At 40.3% G+C, this 19,682-nt stretch carries 17 protein-coding genes; 10 read left to right on the forward strand and 7 right to left on the reverse strand.

The window, feature by feature from the left end; translation table 11 throughout:
- Window positions 1-37: 37 nt before the first annotated feature.
- The 5 genes from gldM to topA form a co-directional block, all read right to left on the reverse strand.
- Window positions 38-1,597, reverse strand: coding sequence for a gliding motility protein GldM (gldM, locus tag Q0K96_RS00520; RefSeq protein WP_297332074.1), 1,560 nt, complete (start codon window positions 1,595-1,597; stop codon window positions 38-40).
- A gap of 49 nt (window positions 1,598-1,646) precedes the next feature.
- Window positions 1,647-2,282: a gliding motility protein GldL gene (gene gldL / locus Q0K96_RS00525; protein WP_223053205.1), complete on the reverse strand. Its 636-nt coding sequence runs from the start codon at window positions 2,280-2,282 to the stop codon at window positions 1,647-1,649.
- Window positions 2,283-2,351: 69 nt separating this feature from the next.
- Window positions 2,352-3,737 carry a gliding motility lipoprotein GldK gene (gene gldK / locus Q0K96_RS00530; protein WP_297332075.1) on the reverse strand — a complete coding sequence of 462 codons (1,386 nt, stop codon included), beginning with the start codon at window positions 3,735-3,737 and terminating at the stop codon, window positions 2,352-2,354.
- Window positions 3,738-3,886: 149 nt separating this feature from the next.
- Window positions 3,887-5,038 carry a formimidoylglutamase gene (locus Q0K96_RS00535; protein WP_297332076.1) on the reverse strand — a complete coding sequence of 384 codons (1,152 nt, stop codon included), beginning with the start codon at window positions 5,036-5,038 and terminating at the stop codon, window positions 3,887-3,889.
- A gap of 3 nt (window positions 5,039-5,041) precedes the next feature.
- Window positions 5,042-7,561: a type I DNA topoisomerase gene (gene topA / locus Q0K96_RS00540; RefSeq protein ID WP_297332077.1), complete on the reverse strand. Its 2,520-nt coding sequence runs from the start codon at window positions 7,559-7,561 to the stop codon at window positions 5,042-5,044.
- A 185-nt stretch (window positions 7,562-7,746) separates the two neighbouring features.
- On the opposite strand from topA, the gene Q0K96_RS00545 reads away from it, so the two are divergent.
- The 10 genes from Q0K96_RS00545 to Q0K96_RS00590 all read left to right on the forward strand — a co-directional run bounded on the left by Q0K96_RS00545 (window position 7,747) and on the right by Q0K96_RS00590 (window position 18,492).
- A complete protein-coding gene (locus Q0K96_RS00545) occupies window positions 7,747-8,442 on the forward strand; it encodes a hypothetical protein (protein ID WP_297332078.1) in 696 nt (231 codons plus the stop codon).
- 79 nt (window positions 8,443-8,521) lie between these two features.
- Entirely contained in the window at window positions 8,522-10,024 is a 1,503-nt protein-coding gene (miaB, locus tag Q0K96_RS00550) for a tRNA (N6-isopentenyl adenosine(37)-C2)-methylthiotransferase MiaB (protein WP_297332079.1), read from the forward strand.
- A 38-nt stretch (window positions 10,025-10,062) separates the two neighbouring features.
- Entirely contained in the window at window positions 10,063-11,343 is a 1,281-nt protein-coding gene (locus Q0K96_RS00555) for a sigma-54 dependent transcriptional regulator (protein ID WP_297332080.1), read from the forward strand.
- A gap of 7 nt (window positions 11,344-11,350) precedes the next feature.
- Window positions 11,351-11,854, forward strand: a complete 504-nt coding sequence (locus Q0K96_RS00560; protein ID WP_297332081.1) for an LptE family protein — start codon at window positions 11,351-11,353, stop codon at window positions 11,852-11,854.
- 99 nt (window positions 11,855-11,953) lie between these two features.
- The gene (locus tag Q0K96_RS00565; RefSeq protein WP_297332082.1) at window positions 11,954-12,835 is read left to right on the forward strand and encodes a tetratricopeptide repeat protein; all 882 of its coding nucleotides are present in this window, start codon (window positions 11,954-11,956) and stop codon (window positions 12,833-12,835) included.
- Window positions 12,836-12,843: 8 nt separating this feature from the next.
- On the forward strand, window positions 12,844-13,212 hold the full coding sequence (secG, locus tag Q0K96_RS00570) for a preprotein translocase subunit SecG (protein WP_297332083.1): 369 nt from the start codon (window positions 12,844-12,846) through the stop codon (window positions 13,210-13,212).
- A gap of 143 nt (window positions 13,213-13,355) precedes the next feature.
- Window positions 13,356-13,631, forward strand: a complete 276-nt coding sequence (locus Q0K96_RS00575) for a co-chaperone GroES (RefSeq protein WP_297332084.1) — start codon at window positions 13,356-13,358, stop codon at window positions 13,629-13,631.
- 39 nt (window positions 13,632-13,670) lie between these two features.
- Complete coding sequence (groL, locus tag Q0K96_RS00580) at window positions 13,671-15,302, forward strand: chaperonin GroEL (protein WP_297332085.1); 1,632 nt, start codon at window positions 13,671-13,673, stop codon at window positions 15,300-15,302.
- Between the two features lie 135 nt (window positions 15,303-15,437).
- A complete protein-coding gene (locus Q0K96_RS00585) occupies window positions 15,438-17,804 on the forward strand; it encodes a hypothetical protein (protein WP_297332086.1) in 2,367 nt (788 codons plus the stop codon).
- 55 nt (window positions 17,805-17,859) lie between these two features.
- Entirely contained in the window at window positions 17,860-18,492 is a 633-nt protein-coding gene (locus Q0K96_RS00590) for a MarC family NAAT transporter (RefSeq protein ID WP_297332087.1), read from the forward strand.
- 65 nt (window positions 18,493-18,557) lie between these two features.
- Here Q0K96_RS00590 and Q0K96_RS00595 read toward each other — a convergent pair whose 3' ends face one another.
- Window positions 18,558-19,055, reverse strand: coding sequence for a hypothetical protein (locus tag Q0K96_RS00595; RefSeq protein ID WP_297332088.1), 498 nt, complete (start codon window positions 19,053-19,055; stop codon window positions 18,558-18,560).
- Window positions 19,056-19,066: 11 nt separating this feature from the next.
- Window positions 19,067-19,495 (reverse strand): hypothetical protein, encoded by a 429-nt coding sequence (locus tag Q0K96_RS00600; protein ID WP_297332089.1) that lies wholly within the window; start codon window positions 19,493-19,495, stop codon window positions 19,067-19,069.
- Between the last annotated feature and the right edge of the window lie 187 nt (window positions 19,496-19,682).

Below are 19,682 nucleotides of genomic sequence, written 5' to 3' on the forward strand. Positions count from 1 at the left end.
TTTGTTCTATAAAAGAAAAAACGTTCTTTTAATTATATTATTGTACTTCCCAAAGGAAAGGTGTAGAATCTTTAATCCTGTAAGTACTGTTACCAACAAGCTTAGTTTTGATTGCAGTAATAGTAATTACATCACCTCTTTTGGCTTTGTTAATGGCAGCCTGAGCCCTTGCATCAAACCTGTCTCCCTGAACAATCATACCTGCATTACCAGGAACGTAAAGCTCGAAAGAAACAACCTGAACATTAAGATCATAAACGAAATCAGGGAAAGTAACATTTACTGTTGATACTGCTAAGTCAGCTGCACGGCCTTTAGATGAATTGGTTTTACCCCTAAGAGTTGCAGTTGGCTGAGGAATATCCCTAACCTTAAATACTTTCTTAGAAGAAACAGAAGTACCGTCAGGAAGCTTACCGGTTACGCTGATAGTTGCTTCAGTACCTGATACACCTGTAACATTCCAGTTATATTTTCCTGTGCCACCAGCTTTATTTAAGCCCGGTGCAGAAGCAGTAACGTTATTATCAGATATACCTGCAAATGAAATTGTCATTGGGTTTTCAACACCACGGTAAACAGAGTTCATTTTGTCGGCTGATATAGTAGCTTCGTTAGGACGAGGAACTACTACATAAGTACCTTCAAAAGGAAGTGGCACCTGCTTGCCGTCTTCAATAAAGTTAAACTTACCTGCTATTTTTTGTTCACCTATAGAACCGGCGCTAAGCTCAATTACTGCCTGGCCTGTAGCAGGGTCAATTTTACCAGGACCTTCAAAAGATACAGGCTTAGTGTTTTCGTCATACCTACCAAGTACAACTTTACCTGTAACTTTCTCACCCTGGAAGTAAGCATTCTTATCAAGGATAACAATAGCTTTATACTTATTTAGTGATGTAGCTTCGATAGCTGCTTTACCAAGTGCAATGTTATAAACATTAGCCTCTATAACTTTAACACTGTTCTGCATAGCTGTTAGCTTCGTTAAAGAAGCAATTGCAGGGAAGCCTTTAAAGTGGTAATCAAGATAGTTTTTCTTTACGCCTTCACCATCTGTAACTTCAGAAGTATCAAATTTGCTGTTAAGTTCTTTGATAATAGCATTATACTTAATATCATTACCAATAGCAGCTTTCATGTCATTTTTATACTTCTCCATAGTAGCGATGATTTCTTTTCCTTTAGGAGAAAGCCCGTCACCTTCAAACCACTTCTCATCGATCATATCACCTTTGTCCATTGCCTCATAAGGAAGTTTCATAACACCGTTAACATCTTCCTTCTCAAACTGGCTTGTAACATCAGCTTTAAGTTTTTCTATGTAAGCATAAAACTGGCTAGAAATACCTTTAATTTTTTCAGACACCTGCTTCGCCGCTACGAAAGACTGGTTTTCGGCTGCCTTTGCTGCAAGTGCTTCATAAAGGGCTTCGTTGTTTTTAGTAGCCTGAGTATTTGCTTCCTCAAACTGTTCGTTCATAAGTCCGAAAGCGGATAGTACCTCTTTCGACATATTTAGTGCAAGCATTGCGATGAAAACCAGATACATCAGGTTAATCATCTTTTGCCTTGGGGTTAATTTTCCTCCTGCCATTTCTAATTAGTCTCTTGTTTTTATAAAGTTAGTCAAAGTAAGACCCTAATTAGGCCCTGTTACCCATTGCAGAAAGCATACCGCCGTAAACATTGTTTAACGCAGATATGTTCTTAGTCATAGCAGCCATCTCCTGTTGTAGCTTGGCAGCGTTCTCTGCAATATCCCTGTTAGCTTCAGCATTACGGCTTGCGCTTTCAAGTTGCACTTTATAAAGGCTGTTCAGAGACTCCATCTGAGCGGCAGCCATAGACATTTCTTCGCTGTATTTTTTCTGAGAAGCAATAGAGTCAACTGTTGGAGATATACCTTTAGCAGCAGATTCAAAGTTTTTGATACTGTTACCAAGGCTTGCCATAAGCTCACCGTCAATTTTAGCTTCTTTAAGTAGGTTGTCAAGTTTTTGAGAAAGCAGGCCTTGCGCTTCAGCAGGGTTTTCTTTCTTAGCATCTTTTTTCTTAGCATCGCCACCCGCAAGTTCAGGATAAACCAACGACCAGTCCAACTCTTTTTCTACCGGGTCAAACGCAGAAAGACCAAATATAAGAGCTTCAGTACTAAGACCAACTATAAGCATCAAACTAGCACCTGGCCAGTGCATAAGTTTAAATAATGCTCCGATAATTACAACCGCTGCCCCCATACCATAGGCAAAATTCATAACTTTTTTAGGTAGTGCCATAATGAAATAATTTTAGTTTTTAGTTAAGTTAAATTTAATTTAAATATTCAAAAAAATAGAGTTGGTTAAAATTTATTGATTACCTGTGTTTTGAGTACCCATGTAATCCTGAACGGTCCTGAAACCTATGTAGCTCCTTGAAGAGTCGGCATATTCCCAGTCCCTTGTACTTACCTGAAGGAAGTAAGCAACATCTTTCCATGAACCGCCACGTGTTACCTTACGTTTATTAGAAGGATCCGGAGCGTTAGGGTTCATAGTAGAAACATATTCATAAGAAGCTGCATCGTATGATGAATCTGTCCACTCCGCCACGTTACCTGACATGTTATACAGGTTAAATTCATTCGGATCGAAAGATTCAGCTTCAACAGTATAAAGTGCACCGTCGGCAGCATAGTCACCTCTGTTAGGCTTAAAGTTGGCAAGGAAACAACCCCTGTCATTTTTAGCATAAGGCCCACCCCAAGGGTATGTAGCAGATTGTAATCCGCCCCTTGCAGCATATTCCCATTCTGCTTCAGTTGGTAAACGGAAAGAGTTCACGTACTGCCTTCCTTTACTTTTCTGGTAAGCATTTTTATAAAGAGTCCTCCATGCACAGAACGCCTTAGCCTGACCCCAGGTAACACCCACTACAGGATATTCTCCGTAAGCATCATGCCAAAAATAGTCATTGTGCATTGGTTCATTATATGAATAAGAAAAGTCTTTAATCCACACTGTAGTATCAGGGTATACCTCTACCTGCTCGTGTTTCATATACTTACTCCTCTTGCTTCTTGTATTTTTAGACTTATCTTTTGCAGCAGCATCAATATCCATCCATGAATACCTGAACTTAAGCTTAGAAACATCCACAGTCCTTAAACCGTTGTAAGATTCTGAAGCAGGCAGGTACATAGAGTCCATAACCTCAACATAGTACTCATCCGGATATTCCTGCGGATCATCGATAAGATTCACATCATGGTTTAGCTTCCTGCCAACATAAGGGTCGTTAGGATCCATACCTATACTATAGTAATTCTCATACATATACTTGTCGTATGGAGACTGCTCTTCACCTTCTGCTACCTGATCTAAAAAAGCATACTCGCCTATGCCGCCTTCACCTCCGGGCTTCATTCCCATTTCATCCGCAAGGATTGCAAGCCTTGTCCTGATAATAGAGTCTTTAACCCATTCTACAAACTGGCGGTATTCACTGTTTGTAATCTCTGTTTCGTCCATATAAAAAGAACGCACAGTTACAGTCTTAGTAGGAGCATCCTGCACATTAGCTAAATCGTCATCAGATTTACCCATAATGTAAGCGCCGCCCGGAACTAAGGTCATACCATAAGGTTGCTCTGGCCTCCAGTTTTTTCCTTTAACACCTACCAGCTCCCCCCGGTCACTGGAACCACAGCTGATTAATAATGATAAAGTTGCTGTTAATGCAATGAACTTCTTCATAAATTTGGGTTATTAATGTAATTCTATTTTTAAGGGCGTAAACCTATTTATTTATTTTTAAAAAAACAATTTTTTTATTAAAAAAACCTCAACACAAAGTAAAGATTTCAATACTTAAAGGAATACAGCCACTAATTATAACAAAAAGATTAAATAATGTTTTTTCTTTGAGCTTTCCATAATCTCTCAGGAAAACTGTTATTACATGCACCTATATAATCATCATATGTACATGGTAATAACGTATTACGTTTTAATTTATTATCTACACCTGCCACCACGGGCACTTCTATCCACCATCTGTCTGTTTTATCGCTTTTGTAAAACACCAGTTCTTCATCTTCCGCAGGCACTATATATTTAAGGTAGGTATCTTTAGTATCAAACGGATACTCATTGCTCCGGTAATTTACACCTTCTATAAAATACCATATAACCTGGGCGATGAGTACTGCTTCCTGTTTGGTGTCATCCTGGTTAAAAATCCCCAAAGATGTTACCTTATCACTAATCCCTGCGTAGCGCGCTAATGTACAAATTTCTTTGCCATTAAAACCATTTGGCAAAAAATTAACAATATTACCTGAATCACCCGATTTTACAGCTCCCATATCAAGGCTTACTATATCAGCATCCCTGAATACAGGTTCTGCAATTGCAGGATTGGCAGTTACTTCGCCAAGGCGGTAAGCATCAAAGTATAGTTTCTCTATCAGGTCTATCTCTTCCTGTGGGTTAAAATAGGTTTGGTAGCCCACATTACTATAATTAAATAAATTGTTGGGTTCCTCTACTATTATACGTGTGAGGTAAGAGCCTGCGCTTATTGCTTCGTTCTCTTTACCGAAGTCAAACCGGCTGTCTATAATCGCAAGGTTAACCATTTGCTCCAGCCTGTCATACCCACGGTACATGGCATAGGTTAAATCCTGCGAGCCTCCTATTATAACAGGTATAATTTTATTCTTTATCAACTCTTCCACTACAGTCCTCACTACATAATAAGTATCCTGTAACGAAGCTCCGGGTTTTATATTGCCCAGATCGGCTATATTGGTGTACCAGTTACCCGGGTATAAAGAGTAAAGCTGTTTCCTTATATAATTAAGGTGTGGATGCAGCACCGCTTCTCCCCTGCCCCTGTTTTCCAATACTCCTATTATGGCTATCGAAACCCCTTCTGTATCCGGAAAATCTCCCTCAAGATGCAAAACCGCTTTTTTACCCAGCGATTGTGCCGAAAGGCCATCTATAAAATTTGCCAGCGAGGCATCAAGAGGTTGTAAAAACTCAAAAGCCATATTTTATTTCTTTTTTGCTGTAACTTTTTTAGATGCCGGTTTTTTAGCTGCTGTAGTTTTTTTGGCTGCTGTTTTCTTGGCAGGTGCTTTTTCCTCTATCAGGGCTTTTACTTTATCAAGCGTAAGCTTTGCCGCATCAACATCTTTACTGAGTTCTATCTTGGTTTTACCCTTAAGGATAACCGAGCGGCCCCAGCGGGCTTTCTCTACCCTAATGCCTTCTTCTTCCCAGTTATGGATAACCTTATCGCGTTCTTTTTGCAGCTTATCTTCTATCAGTTCATTAATATCTGACTGCGTAAGCCTGTCAAAATTATATTTTTTGCTGACATTAATAAACATACCATCCCACTTTATGAATGGCCCGAAACGCCCCACACCTTTTTGTACAGGCTCTCCTTTATAGGTTCCTATAGGTGCATCGGCCTGCTCTTTCTCAGCAATCAGCTCTTTAGCCCTTTCAAAACTAACATCCAGCGGGTCTTCGCCTTTTGGTAATGATATAAATGTTTTGCCGAACCTAACATAAGGACCAAAGCGGCCATTATTAACCTCTACCTCTTCACCTTTATAATCACCTAATATTTTAGGCAGCATAAACAGACCAATAGCTTCATCAAGGGTAATAGTACCTATATTTTGTTCAGGCAGCAGGCTTGCGAATTGCTTCTCTTCATCTTCAGCATCACCTATTTGTGCCATAGGCCCGAATTTACCCAGGCGTACAATTACAGGTTTCCCTGTTTTAGGGTCAGTCCCCAGTATCCTTTCGCCCGATTCCCTGTCGGCATTCTTCTCTACATCTTTTACGGTTGGGTGAAAATGGTTATAAAAGACCTGCATCATTTTGGTCCAGTCTTCATTACCCGAAGCTATTTCGTCAAAATCCTGCTCTACTTTAGCCGTAAAATTATAATCGAGTATGGTGTCAAAATGGTTTACGAGAAAGTCATTTACAATAATACCGATATCAGTAGGCACAAGCTTGCCTTTATCAGAGCCTACATTTTCTGTAAGCAGTTCTTCTTTTACATCATTTCCTTTCAGCGCCAGTTGCGTATAGTTACGCTCCTGCCCTTCAAAACTTCCTTTCTCTACATAATTCCTGCTGATAATGGTAGAAATGGTTGGCGCATAGGTTGACGGGCGCCCAATACCAAGCTCTTCCAGCTTTTTAACCAATGATGCTTCGGTGTATCGTGCAGGCGGGCGGCTAAAGCGCTCTGTAGCGGTAATACCGTTTGCCAAAAGCTTTTCGCTTACCCTTAATGCCGGCAACATGCCTTCCTGTTCTGTATCCTCATCATCATGGCCTTCAAGATATACTTTAAGGAAGCCTTCAAACTTAAGCACCTCGCCCGATGCTGTAAATATTTCGTTATGGTTATTTGCTTCTATCTTTACATTGGTACGCTCTAACTGGGCATCACTCATTTGTGATGCTACCGTGCGTTTCCATATAAGGTCATAAAGCCTTGCCTGATCCCTGTCAACATTTACCGTGTGGCGGGTCATATCTGTAGGGCGAATGGCTTCGTGTGCTTCCTGTGCACCTTTGCTTTTGGTAGCATAGTTGCGCGGCTTGCTAAACTCTTTACCGTAAGATCTTGTTATTTCGTCTTCGGCAGCAGCCATAGCTTCCTGCGAAAGGTTAACGCTGTCTGTCCTCATATAGGTAATAAGCCCCGCTTCATAAAGCCTTTGTGCCAGCATCATGGTTACTCCAACGGGCAGGTACAGTTTACGCGCTGCCTCCTGCTGTAAGGTAGAAGTGGTAAATGGTGCGGCAGGCGATTTTTTTGCCGGCTTGGTTTCAAGGTCTGAAACCTTATATATAGAACCAATGTTTTTATTAAGGAAATCTTTTGCTTCCTGTTTGGTAGAAAAACTTTTGGGCAGCTTTGCCTTAAATGTTTTTCCTGCCTCATTGCTAAACTCAGCACTTATATTATAGGTTGCTTCCGGCTTAAAATTCTGGATGTCGCGCTCACGCTCTACTATAAGGCGTACAGATACCGACTGCACCCTGCCTGCCGAAAGCCCACTCTTAACTTTTTTCCATAATACCGGTGAAAGCTCATACCCCACAAGCCTGTCGAGCACGCGGCGCGCCTGCTGTGCGTTAACAAGGTCATAATTTATACCTCTCGGGTTTTCTATGGCTTTTTGTATGGCGGTCTTGGTAATTTCGTGAAAAACAATGCGTTTTGTTTTATTCCTGTCCAGCTTCAATTCTTCCGCAAGGTGCCATGCAATAGCTTCCCCTTCGCGGTCTTCATCACTTGCCAGCCAAACCATTTCGGCATTTTTAGAAAGATCCCTGAGTTTTTTAACCAAAGCTTTTTTATCGGGAGAAACTTCATACTTAGGTTTAAAGCCATTCTCTACATCCACACCTATTTCCTTTGACGGAAGGTCGGCAATGTGTCCGTAGCTTGACTCCACCTGATAATCTTTCCCTAAAAATTTTTCTATGGTTTTTGCCTTTGCAGGCGACTCAACAATCACTAAATTCTTTGCCATCATACATTTGTTTGAGCGCAAAAGTATGCGAATTTTTTAAATATTAGATTTCTGCACAATTAAATGCATAGTTTTTTGGAAAAGATTAACCTTAAGTATACGCTGAAAATACCTACAAATTACAAATTGATGTAAAATAAATATTTTTTGTATCTTGTAATAACATCCAAAAAAAGAAGCTGATTATGAAACAGATGGAAATAAAATTACTACTACCCTATAATTGGGCACACGCAAGGAGGATAAGGGTTTATGACGATGCAGGCAACCTGCTTGTAAAAATTGCCCATAACGAACACCTGTTGGTGCAGGTGGATGATGGCTGCAAACACGTTGTTATAAAACTCGATTTTTATAAATCGGTAATTCCGGTACCGGATAATGCCGAAAAACTTTTTTTAGGGCTGTATATGGATTTCCGCGACCGTTTCCCCCATAAATATATCGATACGCTTAAACGAAAATGCCTTACCGGGCAGTTTATGACCGCCGAAGCATTTGATAATTTCGACCTGAGCTTTTATGAAAACGCGAGGGAATACCTTCCCACAGTTAATTATGATAACGCTTCGGTATTTTTAGGATTGCTTATTTCGGCAGGGCTTGTTATAACATCTGTAGTGCAGCAGGAAAATCCGTATCAGGACTTACTGTTCTTTATTGGGGTATCAAGTTTAATCTCACTGTTAATGGTAAGAGCCGAAAAAAACAAGATCCTTCTGTACGATTACAAAAGCCGCCTTATAGCTACTGCATTGGCTTTTGTGCTTGCCTTTATTTTTATAACACCATCTTTTGCCATAAATATGGTTTTCTTTCTGTTTATTTCCTTATACATAATACGTCTGCTCACTAATCTTAAAACCATTAAAAGCGCATAAACAAATCTGTCATCTTGTCATACAATTCAAATTAAATAGTATCTTTGCCAATTCAGAAAAAAGCACTACCGAGTGATTTATGGAAAAGATAATTGAAGAAAGCAAGCAGGGCCAAAGCCTTGTCTTAGAGCAGAAAACAGAGAATACCAAAAAACTTTTTATAGAAAGCTACGGCTGCCAGATGAACTTTTCTGACAGCGAAATTGTAGCGTCTATATTAGCCGGACAGGGCTACAACACCACCCAGAATATTGAGGAGGCCGACCTTGTTTTGGTTAATACCTGCTCTATTCGTGATAAAGCCGAGCAAACCGTTAGGAAAAGGCTGGATCAGTATAACAGTATAAAAAAAATAAACCCCGGCATGAAGGTGGGTGTGCTGGGCTGTATGGCAGAACGCCTTAAAAGCAAATTTCTTGAAGAAGAGAAAATTGTGGATATGGTGGTAGGGCCAGATGCCTATAAAGATATACCCAACCTGCTTAAAGAGGTAGATGAGGGCCGCGAAGCGGTTAACGTTATACTTAGTAAAGAAGAAACCTACGGAGATGTAGCACCTGTGCGCCTTAACAGTAATGGCGTTACCGCATTTGTTTCTATAACCCGTGGTTGCGACAACATGTGCACCTTTTGCGTTGTGCCGTTTACCCGTGGGCGCGAGCGTAGCCGCGAGCCGCAAAGTATAATGGGAGAAATAGCCGACCTGTGGCAGAGAGGCTTTAAAGAAATAACGCTGCTGGGACAAAATGTGGACAGCTACCTATGGTATGGCGGCGGGCTTAAAAAAGATTATGACAAAGCCAGCGAAATGCAAAAAGCTACTGCTGTGGGCTTTGCACAACTACTGGATATGGTGGCTACTGCCTTCCCTAAAATGCGTTTCCGTTTCAGCACTTCTAACCCGCAGGATATGCACCTTGAGGTGATAGAAGTAATGGCAAAGCACCATAATATATGTAAGTACATTCACCTGCCGGTACAAAGTGGCAGTACAAGGATATTGCAGGCCATGAACCGCCAGCACACCCGAGAGGAGTATATGGAGCTTATTGATAATATTTACCGTATAATACCTGACATTTCACTTTCGCAGGATATGATAGCAGGCTTCCCTACCGAAACCGAGGAAGACCACCGGGACACACTTAGCCTGATGGAGCATTGCAAATATGACTTCGGGTTTATGTTTGCCTATTCGGAACGCCCCGGTACACTTGCCGCACGAAAACTTGAAGATGATGTACCAACAGAGGTTAAGAACCGCAGGCTAACCGAAATAATAAACCTTCAGCAAAAAATGGCATGGGAGCGCACCAGGCGTTTTGTAGGCCAAACCGTTGAAGTACTGATAGAAAAACCATCAAAACGCAGCGATGCGCACTGGAGCGGACGCAACTCGCAAAACACTACCGTTGTATTCCCTAAGGGCGATTACAAGCCGGGCGACTTTGTAAACGTAAAAATTACTGAATGTACTTCGGCCACCCTTATTGGCGAAGCTATAGGTTACAGTGAAATGATGACAAGCCCCGTAAACCCCAAAGGGGATAATACAGAGGGCTTTCAAACAATCAATCAATAATACTAAATAAAATTCCCCCTTCGGGGGTTAGGGGGCTTATGGAAAGCGTACAAGCCATAAAACAACGATTTGAAATTATAGGGAACGACCCGCGCCTTAACCGTGCGTTGGAGAAAGCCATGCAGGTAGCCCCTACCGATATTTCGGTGCTGGTTACCGGAGAAAGCGGTGTGGGTAAGGAAAGTATCCCGAAAATTATACATGCCCTTTCGCACCGCAAGCACGGCAAATACATAGCGGTAAATTGTGGCGCCATACCGGAAGGTACAATAGACAGTGAACTTTTCGGGCATGAGAAAGGCGCTTTTACCGGGGCAACATCTACCCGCGAGGGCTATTTTGAGGTTGCCGACGGTGGTACTATTTTTTTGGATGAAGTAGGAGAACTGCCGCTTACTACACAGGTGCGCCTGCTGCGGGTGCTGGAAAACGGTGAGTTTATTAAAGTAGGTTCGAGCCAGGTACAAAAAACCAATGTGCGAATAGTAGCAGCTACCAATGTAAACATGACAGAGGCAATTGAGAAAGGAAAATTCAGGGAAGACCTGTATTACCGCCTCAGCACCGTAGAAATATCATTACCTCCGCTTCGCGAACGTAAAGATGACATACACCTGCTTTTCAGGAAATTTTCATCAGATTTTGCACAGAAATATAAAATGCCGCCTATAAGGCTGGAGGATGATGCTGTAATGCTGCTGCAAAAGTACCGCTGGAGCGGTAATATACGCCAGTTGCGAAATGTTGCCGAGCAAATATCAGTGCTTGAAACCAACCGCAACATTACAGGCAACACGTTAAGGGGTTACCTGCCCGAAGCAGGAACCAACCTGCCAGCTGTGGTAAGGGATAAAAAACCGGAGAGCGACTTTAGCAATGAAAGGGAGATATTATATAAGGTGTTGTTTGATATGCGCAGCGACCTTAACGACCTTAAGAAGCTGACAATGGAGCTGATGCAGAACGGTAACGGTGCTAAAGTTCAGGAATCTAATAAAAACCTTATTCAGCGTATATATGGCAACCCGCAGGAAGAAGGCAGGGTATTTGAAGAAATGTCGCGTAATGAAATGCTGTCTCCGCAACATACAAGCAGGCCGGAACCTATAGTAGAACACCATGAGGATGACGATGATGACGGGAATTACCTATTTGCGGAAACAGTTGAAGAGGAAGAAACACTGCGCCTTGATGAAAAAGAAGTGGAACTGATTAAAAAAGCATTAGAGCGCAACAAAGGCAAAAGAAAGGCAGCAGCCGATGAACTTGGTATAAGTGAAAGGACATTATACAGGAAAATAAAACAGTATGATCTTTAACAGATTAATGAAAAATATAAAATTTTTATTGCTGGCAGTTGTAGCTGTAATGCTTAACGGTTGCGGCATATATAACTTTACAGGAACCGGAAAAATTGACGCTGAAACATTTCAGGTGAACTACTTTCAGAACAACGCCGATATCGTAGAGCCCGGTGTAGAGTTAACTTTTACAAGAGCGTTACAAGACCTGATACAGAACCAAACCAACCTTAGCCTTACCAATAGCGGAGGCGACCTTGTTTATGAAGGAGAGATAACACAGTTCCGTATTACCCCTATGACGGCAACAGCCGACCAGCGCGCAGCGCAAAACAGGCTTACAGTAACTGTAAATGTAAGGTTTACCAACACAAAGAAAGAAGATGATAATTTTGAAAAGCCATTCAGCTTCTTTTATGATTATCCCGGCGACCAGCTATTAAGCGGTCAGTTACTTAATACCGCCCTTGATGAGATATTTGAAAGGATAACACAGGATATTTTTAATGAATCGTTGGCGAAATGGTAAATTGTCGCATGTCGGATGCCGGAAGTCCGATATATCATACCTAAACTATTAAAGATCCTCTAACTTCGGACATCGGACACCCAAATATCAAACAAGAACTTGAACACTAAAGAATACATAGCGCTGCTTAACAGGCCCTCCTCATTAAACGAGAAGCAGACTGTTGAACTGGAAAAGATACTTGCCGAGTTTCCTTTCCTGCAAAGTGCGCGTGCTATTTATTTAAAAGGTTTATATAATAACGACAGCTTCCGTTATAATACCGAGCTTAAAAAAACGGCAGCCTACACAACCGATAGGTCGGTGCTGTTTGATTTTATTACTTCAGAGCAGTTTCAGAGTATAGAGAAGGATTGTTTTGAAGCGGCAGAAAAAGCTGTTGAAGAAATTGCTGTCAACTATATCGAAGAAATAAAAGCTGAAGAACAAAAGCCTGCCGAACCTGTAAACAAGCTGGAAGAGTCTATAAAACTTACCATTAAAGAGTCGGAAGCAACACAGCCTGAAAAAGCAAGTACTGCGGCTGAAACTGTAAGCGAAAGCCCGCTAACAGAGGCAGAACAAAAACTCGAAATAGGCAAGCCACTACCATTCAGCAAAGAAGAAACACATTCGTTCAGTGAATGGCTGCAGCTTTCTAAAATAGCTCCTGTAAAGCGTGAAGAAAGCATACCGCAGCCAGAGAAGCAGGAAGATGAAAACGGGCTTGTTAAAAAACTCGACCTTATAGACCGTTTTATAGAGTCGAACCCTAAAATTGTACCGTCAAAAACCATAACGCCTGCGCCTGCCACAATAAACGAAACAGCAGACAACAGCAGCCTTATGACAGAAACGCTCGCAAAAGTTTACCTGGAGCAAAAAAAATATACAAAAGCCATACAGGCTTATGAAATTTTAATTTTGAAATATCCGGAAAAAAGTGTTTTCTTTGCAGACCGTATTTCAGAAATCAAAAATTTACAACAAAATAATAATTAAGTATAGAAATGGGATTTTCAATATTTTTAGCACTGATAGCATTTGTTTGCCTTTTACTGATAATATTCATCATGGTACAAAATCCAAAAGGTGGTGGTCTTTCTTCATCGTTTGGCGGATCTCAGGTAGTAGGTGGCGTACAGAAGACTTCTGACTTTCTGGATAAAGGTACATGGTTCCTTGCTACTGCACTTGTAGTTCTTATCATTCTGTCTACACTAAGCTTTTCTAACAGCTACGGCGGAGACAATAAATATATAGATGAGTCTGTCGTTGCACCTGCTGCAACAACTCCTGCCACTCCTGCACAGGGTGAAGGCGCTGCCACACCGGCTCCGGCTACTACACCTGCACAAGAGCCTGCACCTCAGCAATAACAATATTGTATAATATATACACAAATGCCGGCACTGACATGCTGGCATTTTTTTTTGCACTAATTGTCAGTTTTCTCAATTGGCATAATTTCTGAAAAAACAGAAAGCGTCAAACTTTAATAACAAACAAAATTTTAAATTATATGGCTTTAAACATTAAACCGCTTTCAAACCGTGTTCTGGTTGAACCGGTTGCTGCAGAAACACAAACTGCTTCCGGAATCATTATTCCTGACACTGCAAAAGAAAAACCGCAGAAAGGTGTTGTTGTAGCCGTAGGCAACGGCAGCAAAGATTATGAGATGACCGTTAAGGTGGGCGATACTGTTCTTTATGGCAAGTATGCAGGCACAGAGCTTAAATTTGAAGGTAAAGATTACCTGATAATGAAAGAAGACGAGATTTTCGCAGTAATCTAAAAAACAGTTTAATATTTAAAAACAATAACAACTAATACAATGGCAAAAGAAATAAAATTTGATATTGAAGCACGCGACGGTTTAAAGCGTGGTGTAGATGCATTGGCTAATGCTGTTAAGGTAACATTAGGCCCTAAAGGACGTAATGTTATCATCAGCAAATCGTTTGGAGCGCCAACAGTAACTAAAGATGGTGTATCTGTAGCTAAAGAGGTTGAGCTTACCGACCCGATTGAAAACATGGGTGCACAAATGGTTAAAGAGGTTGCCTCTAAAACAAACGACCTTGCAGGTGACGGTACTACAACAGCAACTGTACTTGCACAGGCTATAGTGAAAGAAGGCCTTAAAAACGTTGCCGCAGGTGCAAACCCTATGGACCTGAAGCGTGGTATAGACAAAGCTGTTGAGGCAATTGTTGCAGACCTTTCTAAGCAAACAAAAGAAGTAGGTACTTCTACAGATAAAATTAAGCAGGTAGCTTCTATATCTGCCAATAACGACGAAGCTATCGGTGAGCTTATAGCTACAGCTTTCGGTAAAGTTGGTAAAGAAGGTGTTATTACCGTTGAAGAAGCTAAGGGTACAGATACTTATGTAGATGTTGTGGAAGGTATGCAGTTTGACAGGGGTTACCTTTCGGCTTATTTCGTAACAAATTCAGAAAAAATGGAGGCTGAACTTGAGAGGCCATACATTTTACTATATGACAAAAAAGTATCTTCTATGAAAGACCTGCTTCCGGTACTTGAGCCGGTAGCACAAAGCGGTAAACCGCTTCTTATCATCGCAGAAGATGTAGATGGTGAGGCTCTTGCAACACTTGTGGTAAACAAACTTCGTGGTGCGCTTAAAATCGCGGCTGTTAAAGCTCCGGGATTCGGCGACAGGAGAAAAGCGTTGCTTGAAGATATTGCAATCCTTACAGGCGGTACCGTTATTGCAGAAGAGCAGGGCTATACTCTTGAGAATGCCACACTTGATATGCTGGGTACCTGCGAAAAAGTGACCATAGATAAAGATAACACTACTATAGTTAACGGTGCAGGTGATGCGGACATGATAAAAAACCGTGTTAACCAGATCAAATCGCAGATGGAAGCTACAACATCTGACTATGACAGGGAAAAACTACAGGAGCGCCTGGCAAAACTTGCCGGTGGTGTAGCCGTACTTTATGTAGGTGCTGCAAGCGAAGTGGAAATGAAGGAGAAAAAAGACCGTGTTGATGATGCATTACACGCCACAAGGGCTGCCGTAGAAGAAGGTATTGTTGCCGGTGGTGGTGTTGCATTACTAAGGGCTAAGCAGGTTCTTGCCAACATTCATGCTGAAAATGGTGATGAGGCTACAGGTATACAGATTGTATCGCGCGCTGTAGAGGCACCGCTACGCACCATTGTAGAGAACGCAGGCCTTGAAGGTTCTGTAGTAGTAGCTAAGGTTGCCGAAGGTACTGCTGATTTTGGTTATAATGCCAAAACAGATGAGTATGTTGATATGCTTAGCGCTGGTATTATAGACCCTAAAAAAGTAACACGTGTAGCGCTTGAAAATGCTGCTTCTGTTGCGGGTATGATACTAACCACAGAGTGTGCCCTTATAGACATTAAAGAAGAAAATGCCGGCGGCGGTATGCCAATGGGCGGCGGTATGCCGGGTATGATGTAATTTGCATCAAACTGCAATATATAACAAGGGAGATGTATTTCACATCTCCCTTTTGCTTTTTAACATTTATGGCTGCCGCTATTATAATAACATTATTATTTTAGCAAAAACATTTCCAACACTAATTACACATTAATGAAAAAGACGCTTTATATCTTTATTTTCATTTCCTGCATTACACCTTATTTAACTTTAGCTCAGGAAGCAAAAAAAGAAGAAATCAGTAAAGTTTTAAATGATTACTTCTTTTTGGAAAGAGAGAACATCCATGCACATTTTGATAAAGATGTTTTCCTTACCGATGAAAAAGTATGGTTTAAAGGGTATTTGTACCACCGTAAAACAGGAAAACCTTTCTACTCCTGTATTAATATTTTTGCAAATCTTATAGATGATTCCGGTAAAGTTTTAGACAGCCAGTTATTGTATGGCAATATGGGTACTTTCAGCGGCAGCTTTCAGCTACAGCCTGATATGCCGACGGGCAGGTATTACGTACAGTTTTACACAAACTGGATGAATAACTTCAGCGAGGATGAGTCTTTTGTAAAAGAAATAAGGGTTATAAATAAAAATGCACCTTCTTTACTGAATGCACCAAACTATTCGCAGATAAATATTGCATTACACCCCGAAGGCGGTAAACTGATAGCCGGTGTAGCCAACAGCATAGGTATAAACGTTACCGACTGTAACAACAGGCCGGTTACCGTTTTGGAGGAAGCCTATCTTATAGACTCACAAGGCACAGTATTAAAAACCGTTGCAATTAATGATAAAGGTTTCGGGAAATTTGATTACGTGCCGGAAACAGGCAAAGTAAATACCCTAAAAGTAAAAGTAAACGGGACAGAACATAGCCAGCCATTGCCTTATCCGCAGTTAACGGGAATAGCACTAGAGGTGAACAGCTTTGCAATGCCCGGAAAAACTATTGTAAAAGTACGTACCGCAAAAACTGATAAAAATAATAATTCATTATTTCTTGTAGCACACAAAGATGAAAAGTCGGTAATTTTTGATGTAAAATTCGACTCAGGCAAAAATGAAGAAGTACTGGTTATAAATAATACTGACCTATTTGAAGGACTTAATACAATACGCATACTGGACGGTAATTTAAATGAGTTGGCTAACAGGGTTTTCTACATTTATCCGAAAACTAACAGCAACAACATAAACCTGTCCTATACAAAAGACGCTCAAGGTAATATAGAGCTATCCGGAGATGTATATGCTCCGAATATGAACCTTAGTATTTCTATGCTTCCTTCAAATACGCTCACCGTAAACGAAGAAAGCGATATTTATAATTCACTTTTGCTTGCCCCTTATCTTTACAGCAGCCAGGGTATTGCCGCAAGAAATTATTTAAGCGATGCTAACCGCCGCAACCAGTATGAGCTTGACCTGTTTTTAATGGGCAAAAGCAGCAAATACAAATGGGCAAACATCAAGAGTAATCCGCCTTCCAGTACTTATACTTTTGATATCGGGCTGGCGCTTAAAGGCAAAATCAATCAGAATATACCCGGATCGGGAAAATATAAATTGCGTGTTTCGTCACTTTCCGGACAACTTGATGAAATAGTTGAAATAGACAATAACAACGAGTTTTATTTAGACCATCTTATCCTTGCAGACTCTACAAAACTGGATTTTATACTGCTTAAGGGAGATGAAAAGAAAGAAGTAAAGTTATATCCGCAGATATTTAATAACAAACGGACATACAATAAATCATATAAGCCTGTAGCTTCTTTGTGTACTGACACCAATACAGCTGTTGCAGGACAATTTCCTGAATTACCCGACTATCTCGCTCCCACTAACGCTACCATGCTGCAAGAGGTTAAAATAGAGGCTGACCCTACCCGGCTTAAATATAAAACTGCCTTTGGTAACTCACAACTTCGGCCCTATAAAATAACCGAAACTGACAGCAGGAGTTTCTTTTACATAACCGACCTGATACGCTATCATGGTTTTGACGTGACTATAAATGGTGGTTCGGTAAGTATAACGGGCAGGAGCGTGAGGACCATTAACGGACAAAAAACTACCCCGATGATATATATAGACAATATAATTGTGATGGACTATGATATATTGTTTATGATGCAGACATCTGATGTTGATGAGTTTTATGTAAACCAGCATGCTACAGTACCCAGTGTGGATAACCGGGAGGGTATCATAAAAATATACATGAAGAAAAATATCAGCTCAAAAGCGAAAACAAAATCGCCTACTTCATTTATGGTTGCAGAAGGTTTCAGTATTATAGATACCTTTAAAAACAGCCAGTACCTATCTACCACCACAAAAGGGTTTGAGAACTTTGGTATTATTGGGTGGGAGCCTATAATAGCAACCGACGAAAAGGGGCACTTTAAAGTATCTATGCCTTACAGCCAGCAGGATTCTGTAAAGGTTCTCATAGAAGGCATTGGCCCGGATGGCAGGATTATATCTCAGGTAAAAACCATTTCACTAAACTGATAGTAGTAGGGTTGTAAAGTATTTAATAATATATTTGTGGTACTAACCTAACTACATGGAACTATTTATATACATTTTTGCTGCACTTTTCTCTGTAATTAACCCCTTAGGTGCTGTGCCTATATTTGTAGGCCTTACGCAGGATGACACCAAAGCCGAACGCTCCCGTATATCGCTATGGGCGGCTATTAATGTTTTCCTTATTTTGCTTATATCCTTTTTTGTGGGGCAGTATGTGCTTAATTTTTTTGGCATAAGTATTAACGCGCTTCGCATTGCGGGAGGTTTTATAATTGTAAACAGCGGGTTTTCGCTGCTTACAGGTAAATTCAGTAAAACAAGGGGTATTAACAAAGAAGTAGAGAATGATGCGCAAAAACGTAACGACATTGCACTTACACCACTTGCCATACCTATGCTGGCAGGACCGGGCTCTATATCGCTCCTGATAGCTTTATATCAGGAATATACCGGCATTACAGAACAGGTAATTGCATGTTCTGCCATGTTTGCTGTAGCTATAAGCATTTTTCTTATTATGCGCAGTGCGCATTACCTGTCGCGTATACTTGGCGCTTCTGGCATTGTGGCAATTTCCAGGATTATTGGCTTTATTGTTATTGCTATTGGTGTAGAATATATAAGCAGTTCTATTGTAAACATACTTCAAACAGTGAACTTTAAATAAAAAAGGGCAATCAGTTTAATTAAACTAATTGCCCTTTTTGCTGTACTTTGTTGTGAGCAGAACTTTTATTTTGTAACGTTTAGATCAAGAAAATAAAATGTAATATTATCATCCTCTTTCCATGCATGGTAAGTTTCAAAAGTATGCTTATTGTATTTGTCTGCAGCTTCGTGCCATATAAAAATTACAATAAAGTTATTTCCCTGAGGGGTTACAAGCTGTTCATTTAAATAAGTATTTAATCTTTTTAAATCAGGAAGATCTTTAAAATACTTCTTTTTTAAGCCACTTACATCGCCTTTTCCGCATTGACTGATCAGAACATCCAACCTATGTTTTAATAACTTACCAGTATTGTCAATTATTAAGAATTTAGGTAATTCAAATCCTTCTTCAACTTCAAAAGCGCTTATAAACTTTTTAAATTCTTCTTCGTTTTTAAAAGACAATTCATTGATAGAATCTTTATAAATACCATATTTTTCCAGATACAGCCTGCTGTTACCCTGTGCAGATACAGTTAAACCCACCATGCAGAGAAATAATAATGATAAAATTTTCATTTCAGTTAATCTTAGTCATTAAATACTATTTCATAGCAACCATAAGTGCTGTCATAAGTAAAGTTATAGGTACCTGCTTTAATCAGGTAGTCAATATTAACTTCTACATCAGAGTCAGTATCCTGTAGCGTAAACTGGTAATCTTCTTCAAGTACAAGCGCCTCTGAATCAAAGTATTTCTTTACTTTTTCCATACCGGCGTCATCTATCAAAAGTGAAAAACCATTAGAATTGGGTGCAGGAGAAACATATGCCAGAACATCCCTGTCAGCTGATGACTTTGCCAGTGTAAAGTTTAAAGTACCCTGCTCAAATTTGATGTAGCCTGAAGTTTTTTCATGCCTGCATATTCCTATACCATCACAGCCTCTTGATTTACGGCCGATTGTCCAGACTGTTTTTACGCCACCCTCTTTAACTTTTGGCCAGTCTGACTTCATTACCATTTGATTGTTTTGATTGTTTTCGGTTTGATCCGAATCATTGCTACAAGAAGTAAAGCTGATAGCAAATAGTGTAACGGCGAATAATAAAATTCCTTTTTTCATTTTAGTTTGGATAAATTAAATTAGTTAATAATTAGTAAAATCTGCTCACAACTAATATTAATGTCAAAAGTAGAATGTT

Source organism: Flavobacterium sp. (assembly GCF_024305175.1).
Lineage (GTDB): Bacteria > Bacteroidota > Bacteroidia > Flavobacteriales > Flavobacteriaceae > Flavobacterium.

Bases quoted from the DNA above. Each gene is read 5' to 3' on its own strand.
- gldM (WP_297332074.1), bottom strand. From the start codon at position 1,597: ATGGCAGGAGGAAAATTAACCCCAAGGCAAAAGATGATTAACCTGATG.
- gldK (WP_297332075.1), bottom strand. From the start codon at position 3,737: ATGAAGAAGTTCATTGCATTAACAGCAACTTTATCATTATTAATCAGC.
- Q0K96_RS00535 (WP_297332076.1), bottom strand. From the start codon at position 5,038: ATGGCTTTTGAGTTTTTACAACCTCTTGATGCCTCGCTGGCAAATTTT.
- topA (WP_297332077.1), bottom strand. From the start codon at position 7,561: ATGGCAAAGAATTTAGTGATTGTTGAGTCGCCTGCAAAGGCAAAAACC.
- Q0K96_RS00545 (WP_297332078.1), top strand. From the start codon at position 7,747: ATGAAACAGATGGAAATAAAATTACTACTACCCTATAATTGGGCACAC.
- miaB (WP_297332079.1), top strand. From the start codon at position 8,522: ATGGAAAAGATAATTGAAGAAAGCAAGCAGGGCCAAAGCCTTGTCTTA.
- Q0K96_RS00555 (WP_297332080.1), top strand. From the start codon at position 10,063: ATGGAAAGCGTACAAGCCATAAAACAACGATTTGAAATTATAGGGAAC.
- Q0K96_RS00560 (WP_297332081.1), top strand. From the start codon at position 11,351: ATGAAAAATATAAAATTTTTATTGCTGGCAGTTGTAGCTGTAATGCTT.
- secG (WP_297332083.1), top strand. From the start codon at position 12,844: ATGGGATTTTCAATATTTTTAGCACTGATAGCATTTGTTTGCCTTTTA.
- Q0K96_RS00575 (WP_297332084.1), top strand. From the start codon at position 13,356: ATGGCTTTAAACATTAAACCGCTTTCAAACCGTGTTCTGGTTGAACCG.
- groL (WP_297332085.1), top strand. From the start codon at position 13,671: ATGGCAAAAGAAATAAAATTTGATATTGAAGCACGCGACGGTTTAAAG.
- Q0K96_RS00585 (WP_297332086.1), top strand. From the start codon at position 15,438: ATGAAAAAGACGCTTTATATCTTTATTTTCATTTCCTGCATTACACCT.
- Q0K96_RS00590 (WP_297332087.1), top strand. From the start codon at position 17,860: ATGGAACTATTTATATACATTTTTGCTGCACTTTTCTCTGTAATTAAC.
- Q0K96_RS00595 (WP_297332088.1), bottom strand. From the start codon at position 19,055: ATGAAAATTTTATCATTATTATTTCTCTGCATGGTGGGTTTAACTGTA.
- Q0K96_RS00600 (WP_297332089.1), bottom strand. From the start codon at position 19,495: ATGAAGTCAGACTGGCCAAAAGTTAAAGAGGGTGGCGTAAAAACAGTC.